The following is a 12,074-nucleotide window of genomic DNA, read 5'->3' as shown; positions in this document are numbered from 1 at the left end:
TTTATCCCGGACGGGTAACAATATAAGCTGCAACTCCGGCGCAGATCGCGGCCTGTGCCACAATGATCCACACCGGCAGCGCTAGCCATAACGTCAAGGCGATCCCGCCCGCCATCGCGACCACGGCCCAGATCTTCGCGACCCCGCCGATGGCGCCACGCTCGTGCCAGGCGCGAATGGGCGGCCCATAGGCCGGATGATCGAGGATCTTTTGTCGCAATCGCGGCGAGCTTCGGGAAAAGGCCCAGGCGGCGACCAGCAAGAAGGGCACCGTAGGCATGATCGGCAGGGCGATCCCGACGATCCCCAGGCCCATGAACAGAAAGCCGGTCAGAAGCCAGATTTGTCGCATCTCAGGTGGCCAGTTCGCGCAAGATCGCGTTCAGGACGGGGCGACCCTGATCGGTGGCGATCAGGCGCCCGCCTTCACGACGCAGCATCCCCATCGCGAACAGGCTTTCGACGGCGGCTTCGGGCAAGACACCGCCCGACAGGCGGTGATACCGCGCCTCATCCATCCCCTCGGCCAGCCGCATCGACATCAGCAGATACTCCGTTGCCTGTTCATCGGCAGGCAGAAACGATCGCAGCGACTCGCCGGTTCCATGCGTCTCGACAGCCTCGATCCATCCTCCGGGCGACATCACCGCCTCGGTCGCCACCCGTCCGCAGTCCAGCGTGAGCCGGCCATGGGCGCCTGGTCCGACGGCCGCCCAATCGCCTTGCCGCCAATAGATCAGATTGTGACGGCTCTCGGATCCCTGCCGCGCATGGTTCGAGATCTCATAGCCCGGAAACCCGAACTCGCAACAAATATCTTGTGTTTCCAGATACATGTCGGCTGACACATCCTCATCTGGAAGATCCTTCAACTTGCCTGCCGCAGCCCTTGCGCCAAAGGCCGTCCCCGGCTCGACCGTCAGCTGATACAGCGACAGATGGTCCGCGGCCATGGCCAGAGCCTCGCGCAGTTCCGCCCGCCAGGCCGCGCGGGTCTGTCCTTGCCGCGCATAGATCAGATCGAAACTCACCCGGGAAAAGCAATCGCGCGCCACGTCAAACGCCGCCCGAGCCTCGGCAACGGAATGCCTCCGCCCCAGCCGCCGCAGATCAGGGTCGTTCAATGCCTGCACGCCCATCGAAAGCCGGTTCACCCCGGCCTCGGCGAAACCGCGAAACCGGTCCTTCTCGACGCTGGTCGGATTGGCCTCCAGCGTGATCTCGATCGCGTTGGTGAAACCCCAGGCGGAACGCGCCGCCCGGATCACCCGGTCAACCGTGTCGGGCCGCATCAGCGATGGCGTGCCGCCGCCGAAAAAGATGCTGTCCAGATGACGGCCCGGCGTCTCGGCCGCCAGCCGCGCGATTTCGCTCGCCAGCGCGTCGGCCCAGCGTGCCTGGTCCACCCGCGACACGACATGGCTGTTGAAATCGCAATAAGGGCATTTCGCCGCGCAGAAGGGCCAATGCACATAAAGCCCGAATCCTCCCGCACGCCAATCCTCGCTCATGCGCGCATCGCGGTCACCGTGACCGCTGCCTTCATTTCCGATCCGATCAGCCAGGCGATCGCCATGGTCGCGGCGGACACCGCCGAAACGCCCCTGACCAAGGCTGGGCGACAGCCCGACGCCGCCTGGAAGGATGATCCGACCGATATTTTATGCAAAGCAACCCTCGATCATCTTCGCCACCGCCCGCGCCCTGTGGCTGAGGCTGTTCTTCAGCGCCGGCTGCATCTCGCCCAATGTCACATCATGCCCCTCCGGCATGAAGATCGGATCGTAGCCATGCCCTTCGGCACCCCGTGGCGGCCAGACCACCCGGCCCGGCAGAGTGCCCTCGAACACCGCGTCATGCCCGTCCGGCCACATCAGCACCAGGGTGCAGCGGAATTGCGCCTGCCGGGGCTCGGGCGCGCCGGCATCTTCCAGCGCGCGCCAGGTCCGTTCCATCGCCATCGCGAAATCACGGCCATGCCCGGTTTCGGCCCAGTCGGCGGTATGGACGCCGGGCGCGCCATCCAGCGCATCGATGCAGATGCCGCTGTCGTCCGACAGCGCGGGCAGGCCGGTCGCCGCGACCGCGGCCCGCGCCTTGATCCGGGCATTGCCCAGGAAGGTCTGCTCGGTCTCGGCGGGCTCTGACAGGCCGGCTTCGGCTGCGCCGATGACGGTGACGCCGAACGGTGCCAGCAGCGCCTGCATCTCGGCCAGCTTGCCGGCGTTGTGCGTGGCAACCAGCAGGCGCCTGCCGTCGAACCGCCTCATGCGATCGCGGCCTTCTGCGCGGCGACCAGTTCGGCCATTCCCGCTTCCGCCAGGTCCAGAAGGCCGGTCATTTCATTGCGGCTGAAGGTCGCCCCCTCGGCCGACATCTGCACCTCGATCAGCCGGCCGCCGCCGGTCATCACGAAATTGCCATCGGTGCCCGCCTCGCTGTCTTCGGCGTAGTCCAGATCCAGAACCGGCTGGCCCGCATAGATTCCGCAACTGACGGCGGCGACGTGATCGAGGATCGGATCGCTGGTCACGACCCCGGCCTGCATCAGCCTGTTCGCCGCCAGCCGCAGCGCCACCCAGGCCCCGGTGATCGAGGCGCAGCGGGTGCCGCCATCGGCCTGGATCACATCGCAATCAAGCGTGATCTGCCGCTCGCCCAGGGCCACGCGATCCACGCCCGCCCGCAGGCTGCGCCCGATCAGGCGCTGGATTTCCTGTGTCCGGCCCGATTGCTTGCCCTGCGCCGCCTCGCGCCGGTTGCGGGTATTGGTTGCGCGCGGCAGCATCCCGTATTCGGCCGTCACCCATCCAAGTCCGGTTCCCTTCAGGAAACGCGGCGGATTGTCCTCGATGCTGGCGCTGCACAGGACATGGGTGTTGCCGCAACGGATCAGGCATGACCCCTCGGCATGCCGCATCACGCCGGTTTCGATTGAAATCGGACGCATTTGGCTTAGATTCCTGCCTGAAGGGCGCATGATTTTTCCTTTTGCTGAAGATTGCTGCCCCATAACGCCCGTTGGCCCCGTCACGCAAGCCCGCAAGGGATATGAGCCAGGAATCGCTGCTATCCGAATTGAACGACCGCTCGCGCGAGGTGTTCCGCCGCGTGGTCGAAACCTATCTGCAAACCGGAGAGCCGGTGGGTTCGCGGACGCTGACGCGCGCGCTGTCCGAACAGGTCAGCGCGGCGACGGTGCGCAATGTCATGCAGGATCTGGAATTCATGGGTCTTCTTGACAGCCCCCACGCCTCGGCCGGGCGGTTGCCCTCGCAGCGTGGCCTGCGGCTGTTCGTGGACGGGATGATGGAGGTCGATTCCGTCGCCCCCACCGATCGCGCCGCCATCGACCAGACGCTGGGAAATGACGATCCCGATACCGGCCTGCTGCTGGATCGGGTCAGCACCGCGCTGTCGTCGATCACGCGCGGGGCCTCGCTGGTGCTGATGCCAAAACACGAGGCGCCGATCCGGCATATCGAATTCGTCAGCCTCGCGCCCGACCGCGCGCTGGTGGTGCTGGTCTTTGCCGACGGCCATGTCGAGAACCGCATCTTCACGCCGCCGCCGGGCCAGACGCCGTCCTCCATGCGCGAGGCGGGCAATTTCCTCAACGCCATGGCCGAGGGCCGCACGCTGGCCGAATTGCGCAGCCACATGGCCCGCCAGATCGACGCAAGGCGGCGCGAACTGGACGTGCTGGCGGCCGAACTGGTCCGGTCGGGGCTGGCGCTGTGGGATGGCGAAGCCACCGATCCCCGCCTGATCGTGCGTGGCCGGGCGAACCTGCTGGACCGCGAGGCCGCCGATCTGGACCGGATCCGGGTGCTGTTCGACGATCTCGAACGCAAGCGCGACATCGTGGAGTTCCTGGAACTGACCGAACAGGGCGACGGGGTGCGCATTTTCATCGGCTCCGAGAACAAGCTTTTTTCGCTTTCGGGTTCCGCTCTGGTGGTTTCTCCCTATATGAATGCCGACCGTAAGATTGTGGGCGCGGTGGGTGTCATCGGGCCGACGCGGCTGAATTATGGCCGTATCGTGCCGATCGTCGATTACACCGCGCAACTGGTCGGGCGGGTGCTGTCCGGCCGGAAAGGATGAACTGGAAGATGAAAGAACAGAACGAACAGCCGATCGACGAGATCGACGACGATCCGCTGGCCGACCCGGCCGTGACCGATGAGATTGCGCGCCTGAACGCCGAGCGTGACGAATTCCGCGACAAGTGGATGCGCGCGCTGGCCGATGCCGAGAATTCGCGCAAGCGCGCCGACAAGGACCGTCGCGACGCCGAACAATATGGCGGATCGCGCCTGGCGCGCGACCTGCTGCCGGTCCATGACGCGCTGACCCGCGCACTGGATGCGGCCGGCGAGGAGCAGCGATCCAATGCCGCCGCCCTGATCGAGGGGGTCGAACTGACCCTGCGCGAGCTGGAAAACGTCTTTTCCAAACATGGCATCACCCTGATCCGGCCCGCCCAGGGCGAGAAATTCGATCCGACGTGGCACGAGGCCATGTTCGAGGCTGCCGTGCCCGGCACCCGCGCGGGCGAGATCATTCAGGTGATGGACAACGGATTCCGCCTGCACGACCGCCTGCTGCGTCCGGCCAAGGTCGGGGTCAGTTCGACGCCGGCCAGCTGATCCGCGTTTCGGCAAGCCGATCCTGTTGCTTCCGATCTCTGGCGCTACAACCTTCCGCTGACTTGCCGAATGTTCCCGACCGCGCGACGCTGGTGGAACATTCGGTCATCGGAGGAGGGGACCATGGCACATACCGACGGGATCAGGATTCACCCGGACGTCGATCACGGCGTGAAACAGGGCAGTTCCGGCTTTTCCGGCGGAACGCTGACCTGCCATTGCGCCAGCAACCCGGTCAAGGTCCGGGTCGGGGGCCAGACCGCCCACAACCATGTCTGCGGCTGCACCAGGTGCTGGAAGCCCGATGGCGCGACCTTCAGTCAGGTCGCGGTCGTGTCGCGTGACGCGGTCGAGGTACTGGAAAACGGCGACAAGCTGGAAGTGGTGGACGAATCCGCCGCGATCCAGCGCCATCGCTGCCGCGAATGCGGCGTTCACATGTATGGCCGGATCGAGAACAAGGACCATCCGTTCTACGGACTTGATTTCATCCATACCGAATTGTCCGACGAAGATGGCTGGTCAGCGCCTGAATTCGCGGCCTTCGTCAGTTCCGTGATCGAATCGGGTGTCGATCCCTCGCGCATGGACGCGATACGCGCACGGCTGCGCGAATTGGGGCTGGAACCCTATGACGCGCTGTCGCCGCCGCTGATGGACGCCATCGCCACGCATGTCGCGAAACGGTCGGGCGCGTTGCCCGCTTGACGGCGGCACGGCCCGATTTCACACATTCCGTCAGGGGGCCGCGACAACCGGCCCCCTCGGCCATGACCGACAAGCCCGATCGAAGAACAGGAGATCAAGCATGAAAACCCGTGCCGCCGTAGCCCTGGAGGCCGGCAAGAAGCTGGAAGTGATGGAGGTCAATCTCGACGGGCCGAAGGAAGGCGAGGTGATGGTCGAGATCAAGGCGACCGGAATCTGCCACACCGACGAATTCACCCGTTCGGGCGCCGACCCCGAGGGGCTGTTTCCCGCGATCCTGGGACACGAGGGCGCGGGCGTGGTGGTCGAGGTCGGTCCCGGCGTCAAGTCCGTGAAGCCCGGCGATCACGTGATCCCGCTTTACACCCCCGAATGCCGCGAATGCGCGTCCTGCCTGTCGGGCAAGACCAACCTGTGCACCAGGATCCGCGCCACGCAGGGGCAGGGGCTGATGCCCGACGGAACCAGCCGGTTCTCGATGCCGGACGGCACGCCGATCCATCACTACATGGGCTGTTCGACCTTCTCGAACTTTACCGTCCTGCCGGAAATCGCCGTGGCCAAGGTCCGCGACGACGCGCCCTTCGACAAGATCTGCTATATCGGCTGCGGCGTGACCACCGGCATCGGCGCGGTCATCAACACCGCCAAGGTGGAAATCGGCGCCAAGGCGGTGGTCTTCGGACTGGGCGGGATCGGCCTGAACGTGATCCAGGGCCTGCGCCTGGCCGGCGCCGACATGATCATCGGCGTCGATCTGAACGATGACCGGCAGGACATGGCGACGCGGTTCGGCATGACCCATTTCATCAATCCGAAGAACGTCGAGAACGTCGTGCAGGAAATCGTCGAGATGACGAAGACCCCGTTCGACCAGATCGGCGGCGCGGATTACAGTTTCGACGCGACCGGCAACGTCAAGGTCATGCGCGACGCGCTGGAATGCACGCATCGCGGCTGGGGCGTCTCGGTCATCATCGGCGTGGCGCCGGCGGGGGCCGAGATCAGCACCCGCCCGTTCCAGCTGGTCACCGGCCGGGTCTGGAAGGGCACCGCCTTCGGCGGCGCGCGCGGCCGCACCGATGTGCCCAGGATCGTGGACTGGTACATGGACGGCAAGATCGAGATCGACCCGATGATCACCCACACGATGCCGCTGGAGGACATCAACAAGGGCTTCGATCTGATGCATGACGGCGAATCCATCCGCTCGGTCGTGCTTTACTGATCCTCGATGGCTCCTTAGGTAATGAAGCGGCGGGGCCTGCGGTCCCGCCGTCGCTATGAAAGAACACAAGGAGCAGGCCGATGCGGCATCAGTGGCTGGACGATGACGACGACGAACCCGAAGAGGACGACCGCCGCCACAAGGAGGAAGGCGGGCTGGGCCTGCCCGAAGGCGACAGGATCGGCAAGCTCTATTTCAAGTCGCGCACGGTGATCGTCGCAGGACCGATCACCGACAAGCTGGCGCAGCGCACGGTGGCGCATCTGCTGGCGCTGGCCGAAGACAGCGACGATCCGATCAACATGTTGATTTCCTCGCCCGGCGGGCATGTGGAATCGGGCGACATGATCCATGACGTGATCAAGTTCATCCGCCCGACGGTGCGCACCATCGGTTCGGGCTGGGTGGCCAGCGCGGGCGCGCTGATCTTTGTCGGCGCGGACCGGGAAAACCGCTTCTGCCTTCCCAATACGCGCTTTCTGATCCACCAGCCCTCGGGCGGGATCGGCGGCACCTCGTCCGACATGATGATCCAGGCCGAACAGGTCCGCCTGATGCGCGACCGGCTGAACCAGATCTTTGCCGATGCGACCGGCCAGCCTCTGGAACGGATCGAGAAGGACACCCACCGCGACTTCTGGCTGAACACGCAAGAGGCGCTGGATTACGGCCTTCTGGCCAGGGTCATCCGCAGCGTGGATGAATTGTCATGACCGGCGGCGGGGTGATTGTCCGCCCCGCCAGCCATGACGACGACGACGCCATCTGGGCGATCCTGAAGCCGGTCTATCGTGCGGGCCAGACCTATTGCATCCCGCGCGACATCACCCGTGACGCGGCTTTGGCCGACTGGTTCGCGCCACCCTTCACCGTCTTCGTGGCCGAGATCGGCGGCCGCATCCTGGGCACCAGCCATGTCGGCGCGAACCGGCCCGCCGGCGGGTCGCATGTGGCCAATGCCTCGTTCGCGACCGATCCTGCGGCGCGGGGCAGGGGCGTCGCCCGAGCCCTGGTCGAGAATGCCAAGATCTGGGCCGGACGGACCGGATTTGCCGCGATGCAGTTCAATTTCGTCGTCTCCTCGAACGCGGACGCGGTGCATCTGTGGCAGACATCCGGTTTCAAGATCGTTGGCCGCCTGCCGGGCGCCTTCATTCATCCGCAGCTTGGTCCCGTCGACGCCTACGTGATGTTTCACGATCTTTGCGGCCAGGGTCTTGCGGGTGATCAGGGCGCCGCCGCGAAGACGCCTGCCGACAGCCGATAGACCGAACCTGCATTGACCCGGGTCAGCCCCTTGGCGCGCAGCATGTACCAGCCGGCCGGCGGCGCGTTCCGGTCGGTGAAATCGGTGCCGCCGAGATCCTCGGCGATCACGTCATAGGGGCCCTCGCGGCGTTCGGCCCGGTACAGCACCGCCGATTCCGCGTCATCGGGCAGCGACCAGCCCAGCCGCACGTCGTCGCCCGCGCGGCGGGCGGTGAATCCGGTCGCCGGGCGCTGCGGAAAGGGCCGCAGCGTCGGGTCGCCGATCAGGTTCACCCAGACCGGGTTGATCCAGTCATATTGCCCGGTGACCCCGTATTCGCGCGAGGCAAGACCGCCGGACCGGTAATTTCCATTGTTCACCGTGCGCATCTGTGCCTGACCGATCGTCTCGTTCAGCGCCATCCCGTGCAGCAGCCACGAGGGCCGCCCGCCCCAGGCAACGCTCAGCGCCGTGTCCGATCCCGCCAACAGGGCCCGCATCGGGTTGTTGGCCCTGTCGAACTGTTGCTTGCCGCTGCCGAAATTGATGGTGAAGACCGCCTCCACCGGGGGCCTGCTGAAGTAATCGTTGCCGCGATAGCTGCCGAAATCAACGCCGAACAGGAACGGCCCACGGCCCTGATGGTCGTGATGCCCGGCCTCGATCAGCGATGGCGGGCCGACGATGTTGAGAAGGCCGGCCCGCTCCAGCATCAGATACTGGCTTTTCGCATAGGCGCGGCGCGGCGCGCCGCCATCGCCCTGTCGCCAGCGGTGGTTGCGGTCAAGCCAGTCGGCCAGAAGCTCGGTTTCGGGGCCGAACTCGGCCGCCATATCGGCAAAGTCCACCCGCCCGATCGGGGCCGCGATCCGTCCCCCGGGAATCACAGAGGGCTCCAGCGCCAGCTTTCCGTCGGGCGTGGTGACCGGCGGCCAGAACCCATTCGGGGTGACGTAGAACAGATCCGTCGCCTGGGGCGCCTTGTCATGGCCGTCCGGCGCGATCCAGCCGCTGCGCATGACCGGCAGGTGCCCGACCAGCAGAACCGCCTGCGGCGCGAACGGATCGGAGGCCAGGGCATCGCCGATCCGCTGCCGCAGCGCGATCGCCCTTGTCATGTTGGCGGCCGAATCCCGGTCATCGCCGCGCGGCGCGCTGAGCCGCGTGGTTCGCCAGCCGTCCCCGATCAGGTCCAGAACCAGCCGGTCCAGCCGGTCGGCCAGCCCGGCTTCGACCGTCTCGTCGACGACGACGATCGCGCGCCCCGATTGCGGCTGAACCGGAACTTTGGTGCCGTAGGCCCAGAACCCGATCAGCGTCTTGCGGCCGGTCTCGATCCTGATCTGATATTCATAGGCCTGTCCGGGTTCCAGGCCGCTGTCCAGGATCCGTTGCGGCAGTGCGATTTGGGGCTTGTAGGGCGCCCAGCTTTCGATGCCGGTCTCGCCCAGCCGGCGGCGAAAGACCTGCGGCATGGCGCCATCCTGCGCCGACCATGACAGGCCCAGCCTTGTGCCGTCGGGCGAAGCCTGCGATTCGATCAGCAGCGGCTCGGCCGGGGCAGCCGCGACCGGCGCGGCGCCGGTGATCAGCGCCAGCAGCATCGCCAGCGCAAGAATGGCCGGCCCGGGGCGTCGGCTGGCGGCTGGTCGTCCGGAAGCGATCGGATGCGCGGTCATCGGGGCAGAATAGGTGGTGTTGGCATCCCGCCGCAAGGTCGTCGCCGGCTTGCGCGGCGCGCCACCCGCGCCCTTCGTGGCAATCCGCGCCGTTTCGCATTGTCGGCATGCCGGATTCCGGTCTTGATGGGCCGGCGCGGCCGTCCCGCTGCAAGCGGGCGGCCATCCCGAACATCACGGAGGATCAGATGAGCCTTGAAACGGTAGCAGAAAACCGCAGCTTCGGTGGGACGCAGGGGGTCTACAGGCACAGTTCGGCAGCCACCGGGACCGACATGACCTTCGGCCTTTTCCTGCCCGAGGCGGCGCAGTTCGGACGGGTTCCGGTGCTGTGGTATCTTTCGGGCCTGACCTGCACCCACGAAAACGCGATGACCAAGGCCGCCGCGCAGCAATGGTGCGACGAGGCCGGCATCGCCATCTGTTTTCCCGACACCTCGCCGCGCGGCGAGGATGTGGCCGATGACGAGGCCTTCGATCTGGGCAAGGGCGCGGGCTTTTACGTGAACGCCACCCAGGATCCGTGGAAGCCGCATTTCCGGATGTGGCACTACGTCGTGGAGGAACTGCCCGACTTGCTTGGCGACAATTTCGCCATCGACCGCGAGGCGATGGGGATCACCGGGCATTCGATGGGCGGCCACGGCGCCCTGACCATCGCGATGACGCATCCGGACCGCTACGGCTCGGTCTCGGCCTTCGCGCCCATCGCCCATCCCAGCAACTCGGATTGGGGCCGGAAGCAGTTCTCGGCCTATCTGGGCGATGACGAGGCGGCTTGGCGTGCCCACGATTCGACCGTTCTGATGACCGAGAAGGGCTATCCCGGCGAGGTTCTGATCGATCAGGGCAGCAGCGACCAGTTTCTGGATCTGCTGAAACCCGAGGCCCTGGCCCAGGCCATGATCGCACGTCGCCAGCCGGGCTGGTTCCGGATGCAGCCGGGCTATGATCACAGCTATTTCTTCGTGCAGACCTTCATGGCCGATCACGTCATGTGGCACGCCGATCGGCTGGGCTGATCGCCTTGCCGAACATTCCCGAACGCCATGCCGCTTTGCCATCAGACTTTAGGGGCAAGCGGCATGGCGGCAGATTGACGCAAGGTCGGCTGCATCCAAGACTGTCTTCTATGGACGGCTGCGGGGGGAGGACAGTTCCGCGGCCCTTGATCCAAGAGCGGAGGAACAATCGATGAGACACTTGCTGAACCGCGCGGCCGCGGCCCTGCTGCTGACGGCCACCGCGGCGTTCGCCAACGAAGACCTGACCAGCCGGATCGACGATTCCAAGCAATGGGCGATCCAGACCGGCGATTACGCCAATACGCGCTATTCCGAGCTGGACCAGATCACCAAGGACAATGTCGGCGACATGCGCGTCGCCTGGACCTTCTCGACCGGTGTCCTGCGCGGGCACGAGGGCGGACCGCTGGTGGTGGACGACATCATGTATGTCCACACGCCGTTCCCGAACAACGTCTTCGCCCTGGACCTGAAGAATGACGGCAAGATCCTGTGGCGCTACGAACCGCAGCAGGATCCCGAGGTGATCGCGGTGATGTGCTGCGATACCGTGAACCGCGGCGTGGCCTATGCCGACGGCACCATCCTGCTGCATCAGGCCGACACCACGCTGGTGGCCCTGGATTCAAAGACCGGCAAAGAGAAGTGGAAGGTCAAGACCGGCGATCCGGCCAGCGGCGAGACCAATACCGCCACCGTCCTGCCGGTCAAGGACAAGGTGATCGTCGGCGTCTCGGGCGGTGAATACGGCGTTCGCGGCCGGGTGACGGCCTATAACCTGTCGGATGGTTCGGAAGTCTGGAAAGCCTATTCGACCGGACCGGACGACGAGATGCTGGTCGATCCCGAAAAGACCATGGAACTGGGCAAGCCGATCGGCAAGGACAGCAGCCTGAACAGCTGGGAAGGCGATCAGTGGAAGATCGGCGGCGGCTCGACCTGGGGCTGGTATTCCTATGATCCGGAGCTGAACCTGATCTATTACGGCACCGGCAACCCCTCGACATGGAACCCCGCGCAGCGCCCGGGCGACAACAAGTGGTCGATGACGATCATGGCCCGCGATGCCGATACCGGCATGGCCAAGTGGTTCTACCAGATGACTCCGCATGACGAATGGGACTATGACGGCGTCAACGAGATGATCCTGACCGACCAGCAGTTCGACGGCAAGGACCGCAAGCTGCTGACCCATTTCGACCGCAACGGGTTCGGCTATACGCTGGATCGTGAAACGGGCGAATTGCTGGTGGCCAAGAAATTCGATCCGGCCGTCAACTGGGCGACCGAGGTCAACATGGATCCTTCATCCGACCAGTATGGGCGCCCGCAGGTGGTGGCCGAATATTCGACCGAGCAGAACGGCGAGGACGTGAACTCGACCGGCATCTGCCCGGCGGCCCTGGGCTCCAAGGACCAGCAGCCGGCTGCCTATTCGCCCGAGACCGGCCTGTTCTACGTGCCGACCAACCACGTCTGCATGGATTACGAACCGTTCCGCGTTGCCTATACCGCCGGTCAGCCCTATGTCGG

13 protein-coding genes are annotated in these 12,074 nt (G+C 65.3%); 8 read left to right on the top strand and 5 right to left on the bottom strand.

From position 1 onward, the window contains the following. Position 1: 1 nt before the first annotated feature. From B4A72_RS03605 to rph, 4 genes are all read right to left on the bottom strand, one after another. On the bottom strand, positions 2 to 352 hold the full coding sequence (locus B4A72_RS03605) for a YbaN family protein (protein WP_292951306.1): 351 nt from the start codon (positions 350 to 352) through the stop codon (positions 2 to 4). 1 nt (position 353) lies between these two features. Continuing rightward, positions 354 to 1,511, bottom strand: coding sequence for a radical SAM family heme chaperone HemW (hemW, locus tag B4A72_RS03600; RefSeq protein ID WP_292951303.1), 1,158 nt, complete (start codon positions 1,509 to 1,511; stop codon positions 354 to 356). A gap of 150 nt (positions 1,512 to 1,661) precedes the next feature. Beyond that, a complete protein-coding gene (gene rdgB, locus B4A72_RS03595) occupies positions 1,662 to 2,270 on the bottom strand; it encodes an RdgB/HAM1 family non-canonical purine NTP pyrophosphatase (RefSeq protein WP_292951300.1) in 609 nt (202 codons plus the stop codon). Continuing rightward, complete coding sequence (gene rph / locus B4A72_RS03590) at positions 2,267 to 2,980, bottom strand: ribonuclease PH (RefSeq protein ID WP_292951297.1); 714 nt, start codon at positions 2,978 to 2,980, stop codon at positions 2,267 to 2,269. Before rph ends, rdgB begins: the two co-directional genes overlap by 4 nt. Positions 2,981 to 3,051: 71 nt before the next feature. On the opposite strand from rph, the gene hrcA reads away from it, so the two are divergent. From hrcA to B4A72_RS03560, 6 genes are all read left to right on the top strand, one after another. Further along, positions 3,052 to 4,107: a heat-inducible transcriptional repressor HrcA gene (hrcA, locus tag B4A72_RS03585; RefSeq protein ID WP_292951294.1), complete on the top strand. Its 1,056-nt coding sequence runs from the start codon at positions 3,052 to 3,054 to the stop codon at positions 4,105 to 4,107. Between the two features lie 8 nt (positions 4,108 to 4,115). Next, positions 4,116 to 4,652 (top strand): nucleotide exchange factor GrpE, encoded by a 537-nt coding sequence (locus B4A72_RS03580; RefSeq protein ID WP_292951291.1) that lies wholly within the window; start codon positions 4,116 to 4,118, stop codon positions 4,650 to 4,652. 123 nt (positions 4,653 to 4,775) lie between these two features. Continuing rightward, complete coding sequence (gene gfa, locus B4A72_RS03575) at positions 4,776 to 5,360, top strand: S-(hydroxymethyl)glutathione synthase (protein WP_292951288.1); 585 nt, start codon at positions 4,776 to 4,778, stop codon at positions 5,358 to 5,360. Between the two features lie 100 nt (positions 5,361 to 5,460). Then, on the top strand, positions 5,461 to 6,588 hold the full coding sequence (locus B4A72_RS03570) for an S-(hydroxymethyl)glutathione dehydrogenase/class III alcohol dehydrogenase (protein WP_292978101.1): 1,128 nt from the start codon (positions 5,461 to 5,463) through the stop codon (positions 6,586 to 6,588). Positions 6,589 to 6,668: 80 nt separating this feature from the next. Then, a complete protein-coding gene (locus tag B4A72_RS03565) occupies positions 6,669 to 7,301 on the top strand; it encodes an ATP-dependent Clp protease proteolytic subunit (protein WP_292951283.1) in 633 nt (210 codons plus the stop codon). After that, a complete protein-coding gene (locus tag B4A72_RS03560) occupies positions 7,298 to 7,855 on the top strand; it encodes a GNAT family N-acetyltransferase (protein ID WP_292951280.1) in 558 nt (185 codons plus the stop codon). Before B4A72_RS03565 ends, B4A72_RS03560 begins: the two co-directional genes overlap by 4 nt. On the opposite strand, the gene B4A72_RS03555 is transcribed toward B4A72_RS03560, so the two are convergent. Further along, the gene (locus B4A72_RS03555) at positions 7,816 to 9,441 is read right to left on the bottom strand and encodes a hypothetical protein (RefSeq protein WP_292978100.1); all 1,626 of its coding nucleotides are present in this window, start codon (positions 9,439 to 9,441) and stop codon (positions 7,816 to 7,818) included. The genes B4A72_RS03560 and B4A72_RS03555 overlap by 40 nt on opposite strands. A gap of 263 nt (positions 9,442 to 9,704) precedes the next feature. On the opposite strand from B4A72_RS03555, the gene fghA reads away from it, so the two are divergent. Further along, the gene (gene fghA / locus B4A72_RS03550; RefSeq protein ID WP_292951273.1) at positions 9,705 to 10,538 is read left to right on the top strand and encodes an S-formylglutathione hydrolase; all 834 of its coding nucleotides are present in this window, start codon (positions 9,705 to 9,707) and stop codon (positions 10,536 to 10,538) included. Positions 10,539 to 10,710: 172 nt separating this feature from the next. Further along, the coding region (locus tag B4A72_RS03545; protein WP_292978099.1) for a PQQ-dependent dehydrogenase, methanol/ethanol family at positions 10,711 to 12,074 on the top strand (1,364 nt) is incomplete at its 3' end.

The sequence above is a fragment of the Paracoccus sp. UBA5162 genome (assembly GCF_002413585.1).
In the GTDB taxonomy this organism is placed as follows: Bacteria; Pseudomonadota; Alphaproteobacteria; order Rhodobacterales; family Rhodobacteraceae; genus Paracoccus.
This window is presented reverse-complemented; position numbering and strand designations above follow the sequence as displayed.

Coding starts and splice junctions, on each gene's coding strand:
- B4A72_RS03605 (WP_292951306.1), bottom strand. CDS start 352: ATGCGACAAATCTGGCTTCTGACCGGCTTTCTGTTCATGGGCCTGGGG.
- hemW (WP_292951303.1), bottom strand. CDS start 1,511: ATGAGCGAGGATTGGCGTGCGGGAGGATTCGGGCTTTATGTGCATTGG.
- rdgB (WP_292951300.1), bottom strand. CDS start 2,270: ATGAGGCGGTTCGACGGCAGGCGCCTGCTGGTTGCCACGCACAACGCC.
- rph (WP_292951297.1), bottom strand. CDS start 2,980: ATGCGCCCTTCAGGCAGGAATCTAAGCCAAATGCGTCCGATTTCAATC.
- hrcA (WP_292951294.1), top strand. CDS start 3,052: ATGAGCCAGGAATCGCTGCTATCCGAATTGAACGACCGCTCGCGCGAG.
- B4A72_RS03580 (WP_292951291.1), top strand. CDS start 4,116: ATGAAAGAACAGAACGAACAGCCGATCGACGAGATCGACGACGATCCG.
- gfa (WP_292951288.1), top strand. CDS start 4,776: ATGGCACATACCGACGGGATCAGGATTCACCCGGACGTCGATCACGGC.
- B4A72_RS03570 (WP_292978101.1), top strand. CDS start 5,461: ATGAAAACCCGTGCCGCCGTAGCCCTGGAGGCCGGCAAGAAGCTGGAA.
- B4A72_RS03565 (WP_292951283.1), top strand. CDS start 6,669: ATGCGGCATCAGTGGCTGGACGATGACGACGACGAACCCGAAGAGGAC.
- B4A72_RS03560 (WP_292951280.1), top strand. CDS start 7,298: ATGACCGGCGGCGGGGTGATTGTCCGCCCCGCCAGCCATGACGACGAC.
- B4A72_RS03555 (WP_292978100.1), bottom strand. CDS start 9,441: ATGCTGCTGGCGCTGATCACCGGCGCCGCGCCGGTCGCGGCTGCCCCG.
- fghA (WP_292951273.1), top strand. CDS start 9,705: ATGAGCCTTGAAACGGTAGCAGAAAACCGCAGCTTCGGTGGGACGCAG.